The 20,197-nt window shown below is 71.4% G+C and carries 22 protein-coding genes; 15 read left to right on the forward strand and 7 right to left on the reverse strand.

The features are described 5' to 3' along the window. The first annotated feature begins 124 nt into the window (after positions 1-124). From KFLA_RS39235 to KFLA_RS00935, 6 genes are all read left to right on the forward strand, one after another. Positions 125-250 (forward strand): hypothetical protein, encoded by a 126-nt coding sequence (locus tag KFLA_RS39235; protein WP_272941279.1) that lies wholly within the window; start codon positions 125-127, stop codon positions 248-250. Positions 251-388: 138 nt separating this feature from the next. Then, positions 389-940 (forward strand): flavin reductase family protein, encoded by a 552-nt coding sequence (locus KFLA_RS00915; protein WP_012917869.1) that lies wholly within the window; start codon positions 389-391, stop codon positions 938-940. Positions 941-968: 28 nt separating this feature from the next. Then, entirely contained in the window at positions 969-2,024 is a 1,056-nt protein-coding gene (locus KFLA_RS00920; protein ID WP_012917870.1) for an ABC transporter substrate-binding protein, read from the forward strand. Next, positions 2,021-2,878, forward strand: a complete 858-nt coding sequence (locus KFLA_RS00925; protein WP_012917871.1) for an ABC transporter permease — start codon at positions 2,021-2,023, stop codon at positions 2,876-2,878. Before KFLA_RS00920 ends, KFLA_RS00925 begins: the two co-directional genes overlap by 4 nt. After that, positions 2,854-3,582: an ABC transporter ATP-binding protein gene (locus tag KFLA_RS00930; protein WP_012917872.1), complete on the forward strand. Its 729-nt coding sequence runs from the start codon at positions 2,854-2,856 to the stop codon at positions 3,580-3,582. Before KFLA_RS00925 ends, KFLA_RS00930 begins: the two co-directional genes overlap by 25 nt. Next, on the forward strand, positions 3,579-4,931 hold the full coding sequence (locus tag KFLA_RS00935) for an LLM class flavin-dependent oxidoreductase (RefSeq protein WP_012917873.1): 1,353 nt from the start codon (positions 3,579-3,581) through the stop codon (positions 4,929-4,931). The genes KFLA_RS00930 and KFLA_RS00935 overlap by 4 nt, the downstream gene beginning before the upstream one ends. A 9-nt stretch (positions 4,932-4,940) precedes the next feature. Here KFLA_RS00935 and KFLA_RS38125 read toward each other — a convergent pair whose 3' ends face one another. Further along, the gene (locus tag KFLA_RS38125; protein ID WP_012917874.1) at positions 4,941-5,123 is read right to left on the reverse strand and encodes a hypothetical protein; all 183 of its coding nucleotides are present in this window, start codon (positions 5,121-5,123) and stop codon (positions 4,941-4,943) included. Then, positions 5,120-5,284, reverse strand: a complete 165-nt coding sequence (locus KFLA_RS38130; RefSeq protein ID WP_012917875.1) for a hypothetical protein — start codon at positions 5,282-5,284, stop codon at positions 5,120-5,122. Before KFLA_RS38130 ends, KFLA_RS38125 begins: the two co-directional genes overlap by 4 nt. Before the next feature lie 106 nt (positions 5,285-5,390). Between KFLA_RS38130 and KFLA_RS00945 the strand changes: the two genes are divergently transcribed. The 3 genes from KFLA_RS00945 (at position 5,391) to KFLA_RS00955 (ending at position 7,867) form a co-directional block, all read left to right on the forward strand. Further along, positions 5,391-6,248 (forward strand): glycerophosphodiester phosphodiesterase, encoded by an 858-nt coding sequence (locus tag KFLA_RS00945; protein WP_012917876.1) that lies wholly within the window; start codon positions 5,391-5,393, stop codon positions 6,246-6,248. Positions 6,249-6,458: 210 nt separating this feature from the next. Then, positions 6,459-6,848, forward strand: a complete 390-nt coding sequence (locus KFLA_RS00950) for an ATP-binding protein (RefSeq protein ID WP_237706679.1) — start codon at positions 6,459-6,461, stop codon at positions 6,846-6,848. Between the two features lie 50 nt (positions 6,849-6,898). Continuing rightward, positions 6,899-7,867: a DUF5926 family protein gene (locus tag KFLA_RS00955; protein ID WP_012917878.1), complete on the forward strand. Its 969-nt coding sequence runs from the start codon at positions 6,899-6,901 to the stop codon at positions 7,865-7,867. A 355-nt stretch (positions 7,868-8,222) separates the two neighbouring features. Here the strand turns inward: KFLA_RS00955 and KFLA_RS00960 are convergent, their stop codons facing one another. After that, entirely contained in the window at positions 8,223-9,419 is a 1,197-nt protein-coding gene (locus KFLA_RS00960; RefSeq protein ID WP_012917879.1) for an arginine deiminase, read from the reverse strand. 201 nt (positions 9,420-9,620) lie between these two features. On the opposite strand from KFLA_RS00960, the gene KFLA_RS00965 reads away from it, so the two are divergent. From KFLA_RS00965 to KFLA_RS00975, 3 genes are read left to right on the forward strand one after another with little or no spacing between them, the layout of a single operon-like run. Beyond that, a complete protein-coding gene (locus KFLA_RS00965; RefSeq protein ID WP_012917880.1) occupies positions 9,621-10,373 on the forward strand; it encodes a glycosyltransferase family 2 protein in 753 nt (250 codons plus the stop codon). Beyond that, complete coding sequence (mptB, locus tag KFLA_RS00970) at positions 10,370-11,932, forward strand: polyprenol phosphomannose-dependent alpha 1,6 mannosyltransferase MptB (RefSeq protein WP_012917881.1); 1,563 nt, start codon at positions 10,370-10,372, stop codon at positions 11,930-11,932. The genes KFLA_RS00965 and mptB overlap by 4 nt, the downstream gene beginning before the upstream one ends. A 33-nt stretch (positions 11,933-11,965) precedes the next feature. Continuing rightward, positions 11,966-12,283, forward strand: a complete 318-nt coding sequence (locus tag KFLA_RS00975; protein ID WP_012917882.1) for a cupin domain-containing protein — start codon at positions 11,966-11,968, stop codon at positions 12,281-12,283. Between the two features lie 64 nt (positions 12,284-12,347). On the opposite strand, the gene larC is transcribed toward KFLA_RS00975, so the two are convergent. Together larC and larB are read right to left on the reverse strand one after the other, a co-directional pair. After that, entirely contained in the window at positions 12,348-13,643 is a 1,296-nt protein-coding gene (gene larC, locus KFLA_RS00980) for a nickel pincer cofactor biosynthesis protein LarC (RefSeq protein WP_012917883.1), read from the reverse strand. Continuing rightward, complete coding sequence (gene larB / locus KFLA_RS00985) at positions 13,640-14,356, reverse strand: nickel pincer cofactor biosynthesis protein LarB (protein ID WP_012917884.1); 717 nt, start codon at positions 14,354-14,356, stop codon at positions 13,640-13,642. Before larB ends, larC begins: the two co-directional genes overlap by 4 nt. A gap of 107 nt (positions 14,357-14,463) precedes the next feature. Between larB and KFLA_RS37195 the strand changes: the two genes are divergently transcribed. Continuing rightward, the gene (locus KFLA_RS37195; RefSeq protein WP_012917885.1) at positions 14,464-15,237 is read left to right on the forward strand and encodes a DUF4446 family protein; all 774 of its coding nucleotides are present in this window, start codon (positions 14,464-14,466) and stop codon (positions 15,235-15,237) included. Positions 15,238-15,247: 10 nt separating this feature from the next. On the opposite strand, the gene KFLA_RS00995 is transcribed toward KFLA_RS37195, so the two are convergent. Beyond that, positions 15,248-16,837 carry a bifunctional phosphatase PAP2/diacylglycerol kinase family protein gene (locus KFLA_RS00995; RefSeq protein ID WP_012917886.1) on the reverse strand — a complete coding sequence of 530 codons (1,590 nt, stop codon included), beginning with the start codon at positions 16,835-16,837 and terminating at the stop codon, positions 15,248-15,250. A gap of 105 nt (positions 16,838-16,942) precedes the next feature. Between KFLA_RS00995 and serS the strand changes: the two genes are divergently transcribed. Both serS and KFLA_RS01005 read left to right on the forward strand, forming a co-directional pair. After that, on the forward strand, positions 16,943-18,217 hold the full coding sequence (gene serS / locus KFLA_RS01000) for a serine--tRNA ligase (protein WP_012917887.1): 1,275 nt from the start codon (positions 16,943-16,945) through the stop codon (positions 18,215-18,217). Then, positions 18,214-19,005 (forward strand): HAD family hydrolase, encoded by a 792-nt coding sequence (locus KFLA_RS01005; protein ID WP_012917888.1) that lies wholly within the window; start codon positions 18,214-18,216, stop codon positions 19,003-19,005. The genes serS and KFLA_RS01005 overlap by 4 nt, the downstream gene beginning before the upstream one ends. A gap of 143 nt (positions 19,006-19,148) precedes the next feature. Here the strand turns inward: KFLA_RS01005 and KFLA_RS01010 are convergent, their stop codons facing one another. Beyond that, the gene (locus KFLA_RS01010; protein WP_237706680.1) at positions 19,149-19,658 is read right to left on the reverse strand and encodes a WhiB family transcriptional regulator; all 510 of its coding nucleotides are present in this window, start codon (positions 19,656-19,658) and stop codon (positions 19,149-19,151) included. Positions 19,659-20,197 lie beyond the last annotated feature (539 nt).

Genomic DNA, 20,197 nt, shown 5'->3' on the forward strand with positions numbered 1-20,197 from the left:
GTCAGTAGAACGCACTCGCGCGGCCGGGTGTGAGGGGCACCGGCACCCGACCGTTCGCGGACAGCCGTCCCGGATGGCGAGATTGTCTAGTTTCTTGATCGACTTTGATGAGACAGTGTTCGACATGACGACGACCGGTGAGCACCGCGGCGAGGGCCGGACGGTCACGCTGCCGGTGCTGACCACCCGTCTGCTCACCCGCCGTCGGGTCATCGACCAGATGCTGACGGCCAGCGCCACCTGTCGCTGACAGGCCGCTGTCCCGGTCCGGTACGCCGGACCGCTCGCCGATCCCGGGCCCGTCGCGGCCCGCTGAATCCCATCCACCGGTCGCGGTGACGTTGTCGCAGGTCCGCTACCGGGTTCATCCCTGCCCCGAGGGAGTGCCATGTCCGTCCATGCGTTCAACCCTGCCCAGAACCGCCGTCCCGGGCTCAGCGTCGTGCCCGACCACACCGAGGAGCGGCCGGTCGACACCGACCTGTTCCGGTCCGTCTTCCGCCGGCACGCCGCGGGCGTCGTGGTGATCACCGCGGACGCCGGCCACGGCCCGGCCGGCTTCACCGCGACCTCACTGGTCTCGGTCAGCTCGCTGCCACCGCTGGTCTCGTTCTCGATCGCCACCTCCGCGTCCAGCTGGCCGACCGTCCAGGCCGCGCGCAGCCTGGTGGTCAACTTCCTGGACGCCGGCCAGCGCGACCTGGCCGGCCGGTTCGCGACCAGCGGCATCGACCGGTTCGCCGAGCCGACCCGGTGGTCCCGGCTGCGCACCGGTGAGCCGGTGCTCGACGACGCGCCGAGCTACCTGCGGGCGCTGGTCGAGCACCGCTTCGCCGTCGGGGCCAACCACATCGTCGTCGCACGGCTGGCCGTGCACGCCGAGCGCCGGATCCACGACCCGCTGCTCTACCACGACGGCCAGTACGTCACCACCGCCTGAAAACCCCTGCTCCGAAGAGGAATCCCACATGCTGAAGAACAGACTCGCCGTCCTGGCCGGAGCCGCTGCGGCGATCACGCTGCTGGCCGGCTGCGGCGGTGACGCCGCGGCCGGGGGCGGCCCCAAGCTCGCGCTCGACGCCGCGCTGCCGGCCTCGGTGCCCGACGGCGCCCGGATCGTCGTCGGCGACCCGACCACGCAGAAGGCCCTGGAACTGTCCGGGCAGCTCGGCAAGGTCACGAAATTCGTCCAGTTCGCCAACCTCAGCGGCGGTCCGCAGACCACCGAGGCGTTCCGGGCCAAGGCGCTGGACGTCGGCGCGGTCGCCGAGATCCCGCCGATCCACGCCACCTGGACGGGGCTGAACGTGCGGATCGTCGCCTCCAAGTTCCGCCAGGACCCGCTGAACCACCCGATCTACGAGCTCGGCGTCGCGCCCGGCGTCGAGGTGAAGACGCTCGCCGACCTGCGCGGCAAGAAGGTTGCCTACAGCCCCGGCCAGGCGCAGGGTGCGCTGGTGCTCAAGGTGCTGAAGAAGGCGGGCCTGACCAAGGAGGACGTCGAGCTGGTCGAGCTGCCCAGCACCGGCGACATCTACCCCAACGCGCTGGCCGCCCGGCAGGTGGAGGTCGCCCCGATCGGCGGCGTCGCGATCAAGCGCTACCTGAGCAAGTACGGCAAGGACGGCGCGACCACGATCCGGCACGGCCTACGCGACGACGCCGCGCACCTCTACGTGCAGACCGCGTCGCTGGAGGACGAGGGCAAGGCCGCCGCGATCCGCGCGTACGTCGCCGCCTGGGGTGTGGCGCAGGACTGGATCGACAAGCACCCGAAGCAGTGGATCGAGGGTTACTACGTGAAGGACCAGGGACTGAGCCAGGCCGACGGCGAGTGGCTGGTGGACAACGCCGGCCACCCGGAGATCACCGCCGACTGGAGCGCCGCGATCGAGCGGCAGCAGGAGACCATCCAGCTGCTTGCCAAGGAAACCGGCAACGAGGAAATCAAGGCCGCGGACCTCTACGACCTGCGGTTCCAGGCGGTCGCGGCCGAGGCCATCAAGGCCGGGGCCGCCAAGTGAGCGGCCAGACCGCGACGATCGGCGGCGTACGGGCGAAGCGGGAGCAGCAGGCCGTCACCACCCGGCCGGTACGGCGTCGCCGGCGGCTGGGACCGGGCAAGCCGATCCGGTTCGGCGCGGCGATCGGACCGGTGCTGCTGCTGGCGATCTGGAGCATCGGCTCGGCGGCCGGCTGGCTCGACCCGCGGGTGCTGTCCGCGCCGTGGACGGTTGTCACCACCACCGGCGACCTGATCGCGGACGGGCGGCTGCAGTCCAACCTGCTGACCTCGACCCAGCGGGCCTTCGTCGGCCTGGGGCTCGGCATCCTGCTCGGAACGGTGCTCGCGCTGGCGTCCGGCCTGAGCCGGATCGGCGAGGCGGTCCTGGACGGCCCGATCCAGATCAAGCGGGCGATCCCGTCGCTGGCCCTGCTGCCGCTGCTGATCCTGTGGCTCGGCATCGGCGAGACGATGAAGATCACCACCATCACGCTCGGCGTCTTCGTGCCGATCTACATCCACACCCACAACGGCCTGCGCACGATCGACAGCCGCTACGTCGAGCTCGCCCAGACCGTCGGCCTGTCGCGCTGGACGTTCGTCCGTCGGGTCGTGCTGCCGGGGGCCCTGCCGGGCTTCCTGCTCGGCCTGCGGTTCGCGGTGACCGGGGCGTGGCTGTCGCTCGTGGTCGTCGAGCAGATCAACTCCACCAGCGGGATCGGCTACATGATGGAGCTGGCCCGCACCTACGGGCAGACCGACATCATCATCGTCGGTCTGGTCCTGTACGGCATTCTCGGGCTGCTCTCCGACGGAGCCGTCCGGCTGATCCAGAGGAAGGCACTGTCATGGCGACGCACACTGGCGGACTAGTCCTCGAGAAGGCGGTCGAGGTCCGCGGCCTGGTCCGCTCGTACGGCGACCGGGCGGTGCTCGACGACCTCGACCTGAGCATCGCGCCCGGCGAGTTCGTCGCGCTGCTGGGCAAGAGCGGGTCCGGCAAGAGCACCTTGCTCCGGGCCCTGGCCGGCCTGGACCACGACGTGGACGGGCACGGCGAGCTGGTCGTGCCGGCGAACGTGTCGGTGGTCTTCCAGGACTCCCGGTTGTTGCCCTGGGCCCGCGTCCTGGACAACGTCGTGCTGGGCCTGCGGACTGCGAACGCCGAGAACCGCGGCCGGCAGAGTCTGGCCGAGGTCGGGCTGGCCGGTCGCGAGAAGGCCTGGCCCAACGAGCTCTCCGGCGGTGAGCAGCAACGGGTCGCCCTGGCCCGGTCGCTGGTCCGCGAGCCGGAGCTGCTGCTCGCGGACGAGCCGTTCGGCGCCCTGGACGCGCTGACCCGGCTGAAGATGCACGCGCTGCTGCGCAAACTGTGCGCGGCGCACCGGCCCGCCGTCCTGCTGGTCACCCACGACGTCGACGAGTCGATCGTGCTCGCCGACCGGGTGATCGTGCTCGACGAGGGCCGGGTGGCCGCCGAGCAGCGGATCGAGCCGGCGATCTCGCGCAGCCCGGCCGATCCCGGCTTCGCCGCCGTCCGGTCCCGGCTTCTGGATGCCCTGGGGGTTTCGCTGTGAGCAAGCAGTTGCACCTGAACGCCTTTCTGATGAGCACCGGCCACCACGAGGCGTCGTGGCGGCTGCCGGAGAGCAACCCGCTGGCCAACACCGACGTCGAGCACTACCGCGAGCTGGCCCGGATCGCCGAGCGCGGCAAGTTCGACTCGGTCTTCTTCGCCGACTCGCCGGTGCTCTTCAGCGACGTCGGCCGGCGACCGGCGGGATCGCTGGAACCGACCGTGCTGCTCACCGCGATCGCCGCGGTGACGTCCCGGATCGGGCTGATCGCGACCGCCAGTACGACGTACAACGAGCCCTTCAACCTGGCCCGGCGGTTCGCCAGCGTGGACCACGTCAGCGCCGGGCGGGCCGGCTGGAACGTGGTGACGACGGCCGGGCCGGAGGCGGCGAAGAACTTCAACCTGGCCGACCAGCCGGCGCACGCGGAGCGGTACGAGCGGGCGGCGGAGTTCCTCGAGGTCTCGTTCAAGCTGTGGGACTCCTGGCAGGACGACGCGACGCTGGCCGACAAGGAGTCCGGGGTCTGGGGCGAGAACGCCCACGTGCGGCCGATCGAGCACGTCGGCCGGCACTTCCAGGTGCGGGGGCCGCTCAACCTGCCGCGGTCGCCGCAGGGGTACCCGCTGATCGTGCAGGCCGGATCGTCCGAGGACGGCAAGGGCCTGGCGGCGCGGTACGCCGAGGCGGTCTTCACCGCGCAGCAGACGCTCGCGGACGCGCAGGCCTTCTACAGCGACCTGAAGGCCCGGACCGCGGCGCTCGGCCGGAACCCCGACGGCCTGAAGATCCTGCCGGGCATCGTGCCGGTGATCGGTGCGACCGAAGCCGAAGCGCTCGCCCTGGAGCGGGAGCTGGACGAGCTGATCAAGCCGGAGTACGCGCGGGAGCAGCTGGCCCGGACGCTCCGGGTGAAGCCGGAGGACCTGCCCTTCGACCGGCAACTGCCGGCAGACTTGCCGGACGAGGACGAGATCGAGGGCGCGAAGAGCCGCTACACGCTGATCGTCACGCTGGCCCGGCGCGAGCAGCTGACCGTGCGCGAGCTGATCGGCCGGCTGGGCGGCGGCCGCGGTCACCGCACCTTCTCCGGTACGCCGGAGCAGGTGGCCGACGCGATCCAGGAGTGGTTCGACGCCGGCGCGGCCGACGGCTTCAACATCATGCCCGCGGTGCTGCCGTCCGGGCTGGTCGCCTTCGCGGACCATGTCGTCCCGCTGCTGCAGCAGCGCGGCCTGTTCCGCACCGAGTACACCGGGACGACCCTGCGCGACCACTACGGCCTGCCTCGTCCTTCCGGCCGCCGCGAGCAGGACCCGAGCAAGTCGTTGCAGGAGGCAACCGCCTGAGCCGGGCCCTCAGCCGATCCGGACGACCAGCTTGCCGCCGGCGCCGCCGTCCTCCATCAGCTGATGGCCTTCGGCGATCTCGTCCAGCGTGTCGCTGAGCATGCCGGTGAAGCAGACCGTGCCGTGGACCGCGGTGGCCCGGAGCGTGTCGGGCAGCACGTTGGTGCCGACCAGTTCGAGCGCCGCGGTCACCCCGGCGGGCAGATCTCCCGGACCTGGGCCGCGCCGTCGCCGTCGTCCACCAGCGGGTGGTCGACCTTGATCCGGATCCAGCCGGCGGGTGGATCCGGCAGCGGTCCCCGGCTCATCAGGTCTTTGGCCGCCACCGGGCCGGGCAATACCACCGCGCGCATTGTTTTGACCGTCGAATTAGCGGTTCGCAGTTCCCGAGCAACCGATTTCCGGTGCTGGGCGCGCCCGATTGCGAAGGTGCCGAAAAGGCGTGCCAGAGTTGTCCTCATGGCGAAACGCCCGAGCGTCGTGGCTCATCGCGGCGCGAGTGAGATCAGTCCCGAGCACACCCTGGCGGCCTATCAGCGGGCGGTGACCGCGGGAGCGGACGGCCTCGAGTGCGACGTCCGGCTGACCTCCGACGGCCACCTGGTCTGTGTGCACGACCGGCGGATCGACCGGACCTCCACCGGCCGCGGTGTGCTGTCGACGATGAGTCTGGAGGAGCTCGACGTCTTCGACTGGGGCTCGTGGAAGAACCCGTGGGCCGAGCTGGACGACGAGTCCGAGCTGGCCGGCCCCGACCTGACCAAGGTGCTCACCCTGGAGACGCTGCTCGCGACGGTGCGGGACGCCGGCCGCCCGATCGAGCTCGCGATCGAGACCAAGCACCCCACCCGGTACGCCGGTCTGGTCGAGCGCCGGCTGATCGAGACGCTCGACCGGTTCGGCTGGGCGCACCCGAAGGTCGGCTCGGAGTCGCCGGCCCGGGTGATGTCGTTCTCCTGGCTGTCGCTGCGCCGGATGCGGTCGATGGCGCCCGGTGTCCGCACCGTCCTGCTGATGGACCGGATCCCGCTGCGGTTCCGCGACGGCTCCCTGCCGACCGGCGTCTCGTACGCCGGACCGAGCGTCGAGCTGGTCGCCGCGCACCCGGAGTACGTGGACCGGGCGCACAAGCACGGCCACCAGGTGCACGTGTGGACGGTGAACACCGCGGAGGACGTCCGGTACTGCCACGCCCTGGGGGTGGACGCGATCATCAGCGACCGCCCCGAGCTGGCCGTCGCCACGCTGGCCGAGCACCCCGATCGCCCGCCGCTGCCAGCCGCCCGGTCCCGGCGGCGGACCGGTCTGCCCAGGTGATTGTGCGTGACCCCGTGAATGCAACTAGTCATCATTTCCGGGCGAATTTGTCATTTGTGTCACAACTTCCGCACTGCCGGTGTGATGTTCTGCCTGACTGTGTAACGGAATACCGGGTGGTGTTTTCAACGGCGTGATGATGGGCAGATGTGCTAGTGCTGTACCGACTCGAGGAGACCCTGCTTGTCCTCTGCGACCTTGCCTGCCGACGTGAGCGTTGTGGACGTCGTCCTGCCGCACGAAGTGTCTGCGGTGGCGGACGCCCGACGCCGTCTGCTGGGCTATCTCCAGCGAGCCCGGGTCGCCGACAACGTACGCGACGACGCGCAGCTGGTGCTGTCCGAACTGCTCTCGAACGCGATCCGGTACGCACCGCCGCTGCCCAGTGGCGACGTCCGGGCCGCCTGGTGGCTGGACAAGGCGGGCATCCACCTCGAGGTCACCGACGGCCGGGGCGAGACCGAGCCGCAGCGGATCAGCGACGCCCACCCCGAGTCCCTCGGCGGGCGCGGGCTGGCCATCGTCGACGTGCTCACCTCCGCCTGGGCCGTGCGCACCTCCGACCGCCAGCGCACCGTGCACGCCGTCGTCCCGCTCTGAGGGCGGCGCCGGACTAACTGCGGGCGGGCAGATCCTGCAAGACTGCGGGCATGGGAAAGAAGTCGCGCAACCGCGCCAAGAACACGACGACCGTCACGCTCGACCCGGCCGACCTGGTCGACGTGGGCCCGCGGGAGCCCTGTCCGTGCGGTTCCGGCAAGCGGTTCAAGCAGTGCCACGGCAAGGACCGGGCGCAGGCCGCCGACGCGTTCGTGGTCCGGCCGTTCGAGGGCCTGCCGGCTGAGTGCGACCTGATCGCGTTCCGCGAGATCGTGCCGGCCGGGACCGCCGAGGTGACGCTGGCCGGTGAGCACCAAGACCGCAAGGTCACCCTGGTCACCCTGCTGCCGATGGCGATGCCCGGCCTGGTCCGCGACGACGAGTCGATCTGGATCGGCCTGCAGACGCACGCCTCCTCCGGCGACCCGAGCCGCGACGTCGCGCACGCGATCACCGCGGCCCTGGAGACCGAGCCCGGCAACCCGATCCAGCTCGGCGACCTGCTCAAGGACGGCCCGCGCCTGCAGGACCTGCTCGACACCAGCAAGCCGATCGTGGCGAAGGTGCACGAGGGTTTCGACTTCTGGGTCGGCGAGAACGTCGAGGACCCGACCGGTGAGGTCGCCGCGGGCCTGGAGCGGGCGAACGCCGCCGCGGCCCCGACCGTCCGGCTGGAGTCCGTCGAAGCGGCGTACTGGACGCAGATCGGCGACCGCCGCTACCTGCGCTGGGTGCTGCCGTACGCCGAGGACGAGCTGCTGGACGCACTGGCCCGGCTGCACGCCGCGGGCAACTCGGCCCTCACCGACGGCAGCCGCCTGATCGGTTCGTTCCGGGCCCTCGGCGTGCTCGCGCCGGTCTGGGAGCTGCCGGCCGACACCGAGGCCGCGGACCTGGAGAAGCCGGCCGCCGAGTTCGCCACCGCGCTGGAGAAGGCACTGGCCGCGGACGCGGCACTCACCACCGAGGAGCGCGCCGCCCGAGCGGGCCTGGCGAGCCGCCAACTCACCATCCGCTGACCCGATCGGCTCGACCCCACCTCGTACGGCGAGCTGGAACAGGCATCCGGGACCTCGGACACGTTATTTCCTGTCCGAGGTCCCGAGATCCTGTCCGAGGTCACCGCCTGATGTCCCGGAGCTCCACGTCCGCGGCGGCCGGGGGGACACGCGAAAAGCCCCGCACCTGAAGGGGTGCGGGGCTCTTCGAACGTGGACGGCCCAAGTCCTGCTGACGGGGGAGCAACAGGGCCTGGGCCTAGGCATGAAGAGTACTCACAACCAGGGCCCTCGACAACCCCCGATTTCACTCCGCGTGTCGCTGCCCTTACTTGCGCCTTCAACCATGCCCTGCGCCTGCGACCAGGCCGATGCGTCACAGCACGAGGGGGTCACGCAGCACCGGGCAGGACATGCAGCGCGGGCCGCCCCGGCCGGAGCCCAGCTCGGACCCGGAGATCCGGATCACCTCGATGCCGGACTCCTCCAGCCGCGCGTTGGTCTCGACCGTGCGCTCGTAGGCGATGCACACCCGCGGTGCCAGCGCGAGGGTGTTGTTGCCGTCGTCCCACTGCTCGCGCTCGGCGGTGACCGGGTCCAGCCCGGTGTCGATCCGGCGCAGCGTGTCGATGCCGAGCGCCTTGGCCGCGGCGACCAGGAACGGCTCGGGCTCGGCGACGTGCAGCTGCTCGCCATCGGTGGTGACCGCCAGCGCCCGCATCTCCTCGGCCATGTTCGGGTACATCAGCACGGCGTCGACGTCGACCATCGTGCAGACGGTGTCCAGGTGCATGGTCGCGCGCTGCTGGGCGATCGGTACGGCGAGCACGGTGTGCGCGAGGTCCTTGGCGAACACCCGGCGGGCCAGCCGCTCCACCCCGGCCGGCGTGGTCCGCTCGCCGACGCCGACCGCGAGCACGCCGGGACCGAGCGCCAGCACGTCACCGCCCTCGACGTGCTCGAGCTGGTGGTCGTACACCTTGTCCGCACCGGCGAAGCGCGGGTGGAACCGGTAGATCAGCTCGGTCAGCTGGGTCTCGCGGACCCGGGCCGGCATCGCCAGCGAGGTGACCGCGACCGAGTCCCGGATCCAGACGCTGGAGTCCCGGGTGAAGAGCAGGTTCGGCAGCGGGTCGATCAGGAAGTCCTCGTCGGCCAGCAGCGAGGTGACCAGCCCGCCGGCGCGGACCTCGTCGTTGCGGACACCGGCCATCAGCGCTTCCGCCAGCTGCTCGGGATCCAGTGCGGTGAGCGCGGTCCGCAGGTAGTCGCGCAGGCTGTCGCCGAGCCGCAGGTCCTCGGTGGCGCCGGTGACAGCGGTGGCCCGGGCCTCGGGGTCACCGAGCGCCTCGGTCAGCAGCCGGCCGAGGTACAGCACCTCCACGTCGCGATCGCGCAGGGCCTGGGCGAACGCGTCGTGCTCGTCCTGCGCGCGGCCGACCCAGGGAATCCCGTCGAAGAGCAGCTTGTCGTTGTTGCGCGGGGTCAGCCGGCGCAGCTCGTTGCCCGGCCGGTGCAGCATCACCGTCCGCAGCGGCCCGACCTCGCTGTCGACGCCATATGCCTCAGTCATGCCTGTGCCCTCTCGATCGAGACTCGTCCCACCACGCTACGGCAGGCCCCGCACGGGTGCGTGGATGCGTGATTCTGTCTGATTGTCCGACAATTCCTGCCCAATACCAACTCGACCGCCGTCGTTCGAAAGAACGAGATGTCCACAGCCTGCCGGTGCGGAGGACAGTGATCGGCTCCGGAGCAATTAGGCTGCGGTGCTGTGTCCGGGAATGATCAGCCGTCGGTCGAGCAGCAGCGCGCGGTCGCCTGCGTGATTCCGGCCAAGGACGAGGCCGCGCGGATCGCCGCCACGGTGGACGCCGTGCGCAAGATCGTCGGCGTCGACCTGGTCGTGGTGGTCGACGACGGCTCCACCGACGGCACCAGCGAGGAGGCCGAGCGGGCCGGCGCCGTGGTCGTCCGGCACGAACGCAACCGGGGCAAGGCCGCGGCGATGGAGACCGGCGCCGCGGAGGTCGCCCGTCGCGACGGCGCCCGCCCGCGGCACCTGCTTTTCCTGGACGCCGACCTGACCGACACCGCGACCGGCGCCGAGCCGTTGATCGCCCCGGTGCAGGCCGGGCAGGCCGACATGACGATCGGCACGCTGCCGGCCCAGGTCCGCGCCGACGGCAGCAAGGCCGGCGGTCACGGGTTCGTCGTCCGGCTCGCGCGGGACGGCATCGCGCTGGCGACCGGCTGGGCGCCGGAGCAGCCGCTGTCCGGTCAGCGGTGCCTGACCCGCGCGGCCTTCGACGCCGCGGTCCCGCTGGCGAGCGGCTTCGGGGTGGAGACCGCGCTCAGCATCGACCTCGGCCGCAAGGGTTTTCGCATTCTCGAGGTGCCGATCGAGGTCCGGCACCGGGCCACCGGCACCGACTGGCGTGGCCAGTTGCACCGGGGCCGCCAGTTCCTGCACGTACGCCGTGCGCTGGCCGCCCGCAGCGCGCTGCCCCCGCGGAAGGCGCTATGAGCACCGACCAGTCCACCGGCGAGCAGATCGCGCGCGCCGAGCGTGACGGCCGGCGCGCGGTCGGGTTGTACCTGGTCTCGGCCGCGCTGATCGTCGCCGTCGGGCTGCTGGGCCCGTCGGTGGTCGTGCTGACGCTGACCAACCGGCACGCCTGGCTCCCGTCGTACTGGTTCGACGCCAAGCCGAACGACTGGCTGGTGTCGGTGATGATCTACGTCGCCATCCTGCTCGGCGGGTACGGCGTCTTCCTGGCGGCCCGGGCGCTGAAGAACGGCTGGGCCCCGCAGGTCCGCCGATTGGTTGCCCTAGGCATCGGTACGACGGCGGCGATCACGCTGGTGCCGCCGATGGCCTCGGGCGACGTGCTCATCTACGCGGCGTACGGGCGGATCATGTCGCTCGGCGGCAACCCGTACACGACCGCACCGGCCGACACCATCCGGCTCGGCTACGACTCGGTGATCGCTGCCACCGAACGGCCGTGGCAGGGCGCGCGCAGCGTCTACGGGCCGATCGCGACCTGGATCCAGTGGTTCTCCTCCTGGGTCGGCGGCGACTCGATGCAGCTGACCGTTTGGATGCTGCAGCTGACGGTCGCGGTCAGCCTCGTCGTCACCGGCCTGCTGCTGCTCAAGCTCGTCGGCCCCAACCCGGTCAACCGCCGTCGCGTGGTGATGCTCGGCCTGGCCAACCCGCTGATCCTGTGGACCGTGCTGGCCGGCGCGCACAACGACGCGATCGCGGTGATGTTCGCGGTGGTCGCGCTGGTGCTCTTCCGCCGGCACGTCTTCGCCGCCGGCCTGATGCTCGGCGTCGCCGGCTGCACCAAGTTGTCGATCGGCCTGGTCGGCGTGGCGATGCTCTGGTCGCTGCGCGACGACCGGCGCCGGGCGCTCCAGTTCTGCGCCGGTGGCGCGATCGCGATGATCGGCCTGTACTCCGTGGTCGGGCTGCAGGCGTTCCAGCAGGCCCGGTCGCAGACGTCGTTCATCTCCACCGGCACGCCGCACAAGGTGATCTTCAGCTTGTTCGACCTGTTCCTGCCCGGGCCGCTGGTCCGGACGGTGATCGGTGTCGCGGCCTGGATCGGGCTGGTGCTGGTCGCCATCCTGCTCTCGCAGGTGTTCCCGAAGTCGCTGGTCCCGCGGACCCATCCTGAGGACCGGACCCCCGACGCGATCCGCTACACCGCGATCTACGCGGTCGCCTGGCTGCTGACGGCGATGTACTCGCTGCCCTGGTACGACGTGATCGCCTGGATGGCGCTGGCCGCGGTGGCCGGCTCGAAGGTCGACAAGCTGATGGTGATCCGGACGACGATGCTCGCGATCGCCTACGTGCCCGGCCGCGATCCGAACGCCCGCCAGGTCGCCGCCTCCCTGTCGGACTCGCTGGAGTGGTTCAGCGCCCGGCTGCGGGACACCGTCGCCCCGGCGGTCGAGCTGGCCGTGCTGATCGGGCTGATCCTGTGGGCCCGGCGCGGCGGGGCCCAGTGGTGGCCGTACGACTGGCCGCGGCGCAAGGCCAAGGCGAAGTCCGAGCAAACCGTCAGCCAGTAGCCGACGGCCTCCGGCCGCACTACTCTCGGCCGGATGCACAAGCTGTCAGGCGCGGGCCAATACGCGGCCGCTGAGCCGAACCACTTCGCCGAGCACCTGCGGACCGAGTCGCTGTCGGTCGGCACGTACTCGATCCCGGCCGGTGGGGTGGACGACCAGGCGCCGCACCGCGAGGACGAGATCTACGTGGTGACGTCCGGCCGGGCCAGCATCGTGACGCCCGGTGGCGCCGAACCGGTCGGTCCCGGCGACGTGCTGTTCGTGCCCGCCGGGGAGCCGCACCACTTCGCCGAGGTCACCGAGGACCTCGCCCTGCTCGTCTTCTTCGCCCCGCCGTACTCCGGCCGCTGACGCATCCCAGCGTCCGGCGACCCTGGCGCTGTGGCCTCAGGACCGCCGGACGCCGCGAGGCTGGTCAGCCCCAGAGGTCGTGGCCGGCGGCGACGGCCTGGGCCAGCACCGACTTCACCGGTTTGCCGAGTGCGTTGGCCGCGGTGACCACGTCTTCGTACTCGGGCTGCACGTTGACCACCTGACCGCCGTACCGGGCGATCTTCACATGGATGGACTGGCCGCCGACCTCGACGCTGGCGAACTCGCGGTCCGCCGCGTGCTTGCGGATCGGGAACTCCCGCAGCCCGATCGCAGAGGTCTCGGTCAGGATCACGGCCCGGACCACCTCGGCGTTCGCGCTGCTGACCAGCACCGACAGGGTGTGCGCCGGGCGGCCCTTTTTCATCAGGATCGGGGTCAGCCAGGCGTCGGCCGCGCCGGCCTGCAACAGCCGGGAGAGCACCTGCGGCCAGATCCGCGGGTCGAGGTCGTCGACGTTGGTCTCGTAGACCAGTTCGGTCGCGGGAGCGCCGACGGACTCGCCGATCACCACCCGGAGGATGTTCGGTACCTCGACCGGGTCACGGCCGCCGGCGCCGACACCGGTCTGCAGGATCCGCAGCGGCGGCATCAGGCCGAACTCGTCGGCCAGCGTGGCGAGCAGGGCGGCGCCGGTCGGCGTCGTCATCTCGTACGGCGCGGTGCCGCCGACCACCGGCGCTTCCGCCTCGGTCAGCAGATGCAGGACGGCCGGGCCCGGGACCGGGATCCCGCCGTGCTGCCCGCGCACCTGGCGACCGCCGCCGAGCGCGATGGTCGACACCACGATCCGGTCCAGCTCGAGCGAGACCGACGCGGCCGCGACGCCGACGATGTCCGCGATCGCGTCCAGCGCCCCGACCTCGTGGAAGTGCACGGCGTCCGGCTGCACCCCGTGCGCCGCCGCCTCGGCCCGGGCCAGCCGGGCGAACGTGTCCAACGCCCGCTCCCGCACTGCGTCGTCCAGCCCCGCCGCCTCGATCACCCCCCGAACCTCGGCCCAGCTCCGAGTCCCACCACCACCGGACCCGCTGTGCACATGTCCGTGCCCCGCCCCGACCCCATGCCCGTGGCCGCCCTCCACGCCTTCGCCGTGCTCGGTGCCGGCGTAGGCGGCGTTCGGGTCGTTTTCGGGATGAGGCTCGTCGTGCACGTAGACCGATGCCTTGGTGGCGGCGATCTGGTGCCGGACGGCTGCCTCGACGCGGACCGACAGCGACGGGTCGACGGCGGAGACCGCCGCATTCACCACCGTCGGGTCCGCCCCGGCGTCCAGGAACGCCCCGAGCAGCATGTCGCCGGAGGCGCCGGCGGAGCAGTCGATCCAGGCGACTCTCACGGGGACTTCACCTCGGCCGGCGCCGCGCGCCGAGCAACCCGCGCCGCGAAGACTGCGGCCCCGAAGCCGTTGTCGATGTTCACCACGGTCACCCCCGGCGCGCACGAGTTCAGCATCGCCAGCAAGGCGGCGAGCCCACCGAACGACGCCCCGTAGCCCACCGAGGTCGGTACGGCGACCAGCGGTACCCCGACCAGCCCGCCGACCACGCTGGGCAGCGCGCCCTCCATTCCGGCGACCACGATCAGGCAGTCCGCGACCGCGAGCCGCTCGCGTACGCCGAGCAGCCGGTGCAGCCCGGCCACGCCGACGTCGGTGATCAGGTCGACGCCCGCGCCGAAGACCTGCAGGGTCGTCGCGGCCTCGGCGGCGACCGGCGCGTCCGACGTACCGGCAGCGACGACGGCGACCGTGCCGCGCGCCGGCGGCGGCGTACCGAGCATCGCGGTCCGGCCGACCGGGTCGACGACCGCCTCGGGTAGCTCGGCGCCGACGACCTGCTGGGCCTCGGGCGTCAGGCGGGTGGCGAGCACGGCGCGGTCGGGGTGGGTGGCGTGCAGGGTGCGCAGCAGCTCCACGACCTGGGCGGGCGTCTTGCCGGCGCCGTAGACCACTTCCGCGTCGCCTGTGCGCTCCAACCGGTCGGTGTCGAGCCGGGCGTAACCGAGGTCGTGCACGCCGGGCTGGGGTCCGGGGTCAGGCAGATGAGTCACGTCGTGAATCTACGTGGCGGTGCCGGGATCCGCAGATTCGAGGTTGTCCCGCGCCGACGTCGGCCACGCTCAGCAACGACCGGTCACTCAAGGGTTAGGCTCCGGACGTGTCTTCGACGTTAGCCGGTGCCTTCGCGCTCGTGGCCCTGTTCGTGGCGGTGCTCGCCCTCGTGTTCGCCATCCAGGCGCTGCGCGGGCAACTGCGAGCTGCCAAGGAGACCGCGAAGGAGCCCGAGGTGCTGCCGCCGACTCCGCCGTTGCCGGAGCCCAAGCCGGGCACGGTCGGCGCGGAGCTGCACCGGCTCGGCCACGAACTGGCGGAGGCCCGCGCGGAGTTGCGCCGGACGCTGCAGCACCTGGCCGTCGTTCGGTACGACGCCTTCGGCGACATGGGCGGCCGGCTGTCCTGGTCGGTCGCGCTGCTGGACGACAACGGCGACGGGGTGGTGCTGACCTCGATCAACAGCCGCAACGACGCCCGCTCCTACGCCAAGGAGGTGCGGGCCTTCGCGAGCGACGTCAAGCTGTCGCCCGAGGAGGAGCAAGCGCTCGAAACCCTGCGCACCCAGGCCGCCGCCGCACGGGCCCAGGCCCCCGCCGCGCCTGCTCAAGCCAGCACCCAGCCTGCTCAGGCCCCCGCCGCTGCGCAGGCCAACACCCCACCTGCCCCGGCAACCACTGCGCCTGTTCAGGCCGCAGCAGCGCCTGCCCAGGCCAAGGCAGCACCGCCGCAGGCCGCCGCCGCGCCCGCTCCGGCCCCCGCCGGATCGGCCCCGGCCTCGGCCCCCGCCGGATCGGCCCCGGCCCCGGCCCCGGCCCCGGCCGCATCAGCCCCGGCCGCACCCGCGCAGCCCGCCGCTCAGGAAGCCGCCCAGCGCTGACCTCACCGGGTCAGCGGCGCTTCGGCACCCGGACGACGAGCGTGCCCGGCTCCACCTCGGCGACCAGCGACCGGCCGGGGCCGATCCCGTCGCCGTCGAGCTGACGCTGGACGTCGGCCGCCGCGGTGATCTCCACCTTCCGCCCGGTCCGCCGCTCGAGGTACATGTCGGTCCGTTTGGTCCGCGTCATCACCCGCCAGAACAGCACCGGCCACTGCGTCACCCGCCGGGGCGCGATCACCACGACGTCGAGCAACCCGTCGTCCGGCCGCGCGTCCGGCAGCAGCGGGATGTTCGCCTGCAGCATGCCGACGTTGCCGATCACCACGGTCCGGACCCGGCGCTCGAACGGCTCCTCGTCGTCCAGCGCGATCCGGACCTTCACCGACGGGTGGTTGAAGTTCCGCGCCGCCGACACCAGGTACGCCGTCCAGCCGAGCTGGGCCTTGAGCTGTGCCGGGGCGCCGGTGATGATCGCGGCGTCCAGCCCGAGCCCGGCCATCACCGCGAACCGGTCGGTGTCCAGCCCGTCGCCGTGCACCTTGACCAGGTCGATCCGGCGGTCCCGGCCGTCCAGGATGCGCTCCAGCGCGTCGTCCAGGTCGAGCGGGATGTGCAGGTTGCGGGCGAGCAGGTTGCCGGTGCCGGCCGGGATCACCCCGACCGGGATCCCGGTCCGCGACAGCGCCGCGGTGACCACCCGGACGGTGCCGTCGCCGCCCGCGACCAGGACCAGGTCCGACTCGTTCTCGATCGCGCGTTTGGCCATCGCGTTGCCGGCGTCGTCCTCGCGGGTCTCCAGCCACAGCGGGTCGTCGAAGCCGCGCACCGCCAGCGCCCGGTCGACCTTGCGCCGGAACGCCACGCCGTCGCCGACCTTGATCGGGTTGACGATCACGGCGGCCCGGGGCGGGGGCTCGCCCGGGATCTCCGGGCTGGTCCGGCGGCGACGGCGGCGCAGCCCGGGACGCAGCCCGAAGCCGATCGAGGTGGCGGTCAGGATCGCCAGCCCGAGCGCCCAGCCGCCGACCACGTCGGACACGTAGTGCACGTTCAGGAAGATCCGGTCGGCGGACGCGAGCAGCACCGCCGCGATCGCCGGCAGCATCACCAGCACCCGGTACCGGCGCCGCCAGCCCCGCACCGAGGGCAGGACCACGCCGAGCGCGCCGGCCATCACGAACGCCGCGGCGGCATGCCCGGACACGTACGAGAAGGTCTCGATCTGCACCAGCATGCTGTCCGGGCGCGGGCGGTCGAAGGTGTGCTTCACCGCCTGGACCAGGCCCAGCTCAGCCCCGGCGGAGACCACCAGCCAGACCGTCAGCAGCCTGGCCCGGCGGTGCCACAGGTAGATCGCGACGCCGAGGATGAGCACGCGCGACGTCCACGGCAGGATCACCGCGCCCATCACCTGCCACAGGTCCACCCAGCCCGGCCGCGAGGCGCCGTACGCCGCGGCGCGGTCGGAGACCGACAGGTCCCAGCGGCGCAGCGGAGGCCAGTTCTGGAAGACCAGCAGGGTGACGACGGTGAAGGGCAGCGCACCCAGCACGACCGTGACGGCACGGCCGAGGTGACTGGGTGGATGGTGGTTCATCGCCCCTCTGCTACCCCCTCGAAGATTCCCGGCCGTCCGGCTGGTGCAAGCTCATCATCCCGAATAAAATTCCGCGCCTTCGACACACCCCGATAATGTGTGCGTGTGATCGATGCCAAACTGCTCCGTGACAACCCCGATGTCGTCCGCGCGGCCCTGACCAAGCGCGGCGAGAGTCCGGCCCGGGTCGACGAGATCCTGGTCGCCGACGGGGAGCGTCGATCGTCGATCGCCGCCTTCGAGGCGCTGCGGGCCGAGCAGAAGGGCCTCGGCAAGCAGGTCGCGCAGGCCAAGGGCGACGAGCGCGCCGCGCTGCTGGAGCGGACCAAGGCGCTGGCGGCCGAGGTGAAGGCCCACGAGGCGACCGCGAACGAGGCGGAGCGCCGCTTCGACCAGCTCTCCCGTGCCCTGCCGAACCTGGTCTCCGACGAGGCGCCGGTCGGCGGCGAGAGCGACTACGTGGTGGTGGAGGAGATCGGCAAGCCGCGCGACTTCGCCGCCGAGGGCTTCGAGCCGCGCGACCACCTGGAGCTCGGCGAGCTGCTCGGCGCGATCGACATGGAGCGCGGCGCGAAGGTGTCCGGCGCCCGGTTCTACTTCCTCAAGGGTGTCGGCGCCCAGCTCCAGCTCGGCATGCTGCAGCTGGCGATCAACCAGGCGGTGGAGTACGGCTTCACCCCGATGATCACGCCCACTCTGGTCAAGCCCGAGGTGATGGACGGCACCGGGTACCTGAACGCCCACGACGACGTCTACCGGCTGCAGGAGCCCGAGCTCTACCTGGTCGGGACGTCGGAGGTGTCGCTGGCCGGCTACCACATGGACGAGATCCTCGACCTGTCCGGCGGCCCGGTGCGGTACGCCGGGTGGTCGTCCTGCTACCGCCGCGAGGCCGGCTCGTACGGGAAGGACACCCGCGGGATCATTCGTGTCCACCAGTTCGACAAGGTGGAGATGTTCTCCTACTGCAGCCTCGAGGACGCCGAGGCGGAGCACCAGCGGCTGCTGGGCTGGGAGAAGGAGATGCTCGACAAGATGGAGCTGGCCTACCGGGTGATCGACACCGCGACCGGCGACCTGGGCGCCTCGGCGTACCGGAAGTTCGACTGCGAGGCGTGGGTGCCGACCCAGGGCGCCTACCGCGAGCTCACCTCGACGTCGAACACGACCGACTACCAGGCCCGCCGGCTGAACATCCGGCACCGTGACGCCGAGGGCAGGACCCGGCACGTCGCCACGCTGAACGGCACGCTCGCCACCACCCGGTGGATCGTGGCGATCCTGGAGACGCACCAGCTGCCCGACGGCTCGGTCCGGGTCCCGGCCGCGCTGCGCCCGTACGTCGGCGGCCGCGAGGTCCTCGAACCGGCCCGCGGATGACGGACGACTGGCGGCCGCGGGCGATCGCGCTCGACATCGACGGCACTCTCGTCGACCACGACGAACGCATCTCGACGGCGGTGGTCGACGCGGTCCGCCGTGCCGCCGCGCAGGTCCCGGTGATCCTGGCCACCGGCCGGTCCTGGCAGTCCACCCGGCCAATCGCCGAACTGCTCGGTCTGCCGGACGGATTCGTTGTCGTGAGCAACGGCGCGATGACGATCGGTTACCCCGGTGGTGAGGTGGTCGACGAGCGCACCTTCGACCCGTCGACGGTGATCGCCTCGGTGCGCGAGCACGCGCCGAACGCCCGGATGGCGGTCGAGGAGCACGACTTCGGCTACCGCGTCACCGCGCCGTTCCCGGACGGCGACCTCGGCGACGGCACCGCGATCCGGGTGGTCTCCGACGAGCAGCTCGCGCCGGAGCCGGTGACCCGGCTGATCATCCGTGACCCGGAGCAGTCGGAGGCGGACTTCGTCGAGCTGGCCGAACGCCTCGGCCTGCACGGGGTCAGCTACTTCGTCGGCTGGACGGCCTGGCTGGACATCGCGCCCGAGGGCGTCGACAAGAGCACCGGCCTGAAGGTCGCGCTGGCCCAGTTCGGCCTGGAGGCGGACGGTCTGCTGGCGATGGGCGACGGCCGCAACGACATCGAGATGCTGACGTACGCCGGCCTCGGCGTCGCGATGGGCGCCGCCCCGGACGAGGTGAAGGCCGCGGCCGACGAGGTCACCAAGACGGTCCAGGACGACGGCGTCGCCGCGGTGCTGAACCGCTGGTTCTGACCGACGGGCGGTCTGTCAAGCCTTTTTCTGCTGGTCGAACACTTGACCACGGCAACCACAAGGCCCGGAACCCCTGCTGGCGCAGGTGTTCCGGGCCTCGGTGTACGTCGAGCCGATCGACCGCTGGCGGGCCGAGGATCGGATCAGGCGACGCGGGTGCTGCGGGTCCGCGGGGCGGGCCCCGACTGGTCCACCACGGCGTCGAACGCGTCCAGGACGGCGCTGACCTCGGGGCGGGGACGCGGTCTCTTGCTGGCCGGGCTCTGCCCCCGGCGGGCCCTGCGCAGGTGCCGCTTCACCGTGGACAGCGAGCACCCGAGCCGCATGGCCAGGGATTCCAGGCTGTCACTGGGGTACTGCGTGCGCAGCCGCAGGACCTCCTCGTGGCTGACCGGCCGGCGGGTCCCCCGCGCGCCGGCGAGCTGGTCGAAGTCGTCGGCCTGGACCTCGACGTCCAGGAGGTTGCGCATCGATCGACGCTGCGCGGCCGTCGTTCCCGCGACGAAGCCACTCACGTCGTGCTCGGCCACCGCGCTGAACAGGCAGTCGGTGAACAACGGGCAGGAGGCGCAGACCGCCTTGGCCTCCCGGACCAGCTGCTCGTACCGCTCCCTGGTCCGACGGGTCGCCGACGCGGGCGGCGGCTCCTCCATCAGGCGGTGCTGGAAAATGTCCGATCGTGCAGTGCAGCCGGTCATGGCCCCTTCCATGATGGAAGATGTGTCGACAGCCGCACGGGTGGTTCTGGCCCCCGGTGGGTTGGCGGTGTGGACAGTCATCGTGGCTCCCCAAGTTCCAGGACCCAGGTGAACGAACGATGAAGCACGTTCGAACTCCGGGCCCACTAGCTGATGGACCGACACTCAGTTGCCGACCCACCCCTGTTGTCCGGCGCGAAGACGCACCGATCCATTACTGTTGACGTCACCGAAGAGGATTTGGTTGCACCCAATTTCGCATCGGTCCCTCGACGTTCTTCCCGGTGTGGGTCGTCCCGGACCCGACGGTTCGGAACAAGGCCTACGACGCGTGCGATCCGCCCCTGGTTCCCCTCCGGCCTCCGCATGAAATCATGCGCAAACCCTGCACCGCATGGGAACTAGCTGCCTTTGCAGCATCCTGCCGTAACGGTCTGGTGACATTGTTCAACGGTCAATCAGATTGCCCGAGGAATGACCCCCAGGTGGTTGCG

This window comes from Kribbella flavida DSM 17836, from assembly GCF_000024345.1.
GTDB lineage: Bacteria > Actinomycetota > Actinomycetes > Propionibacteriales > Kribbellaceae > Kribbella > Kribbella flavida.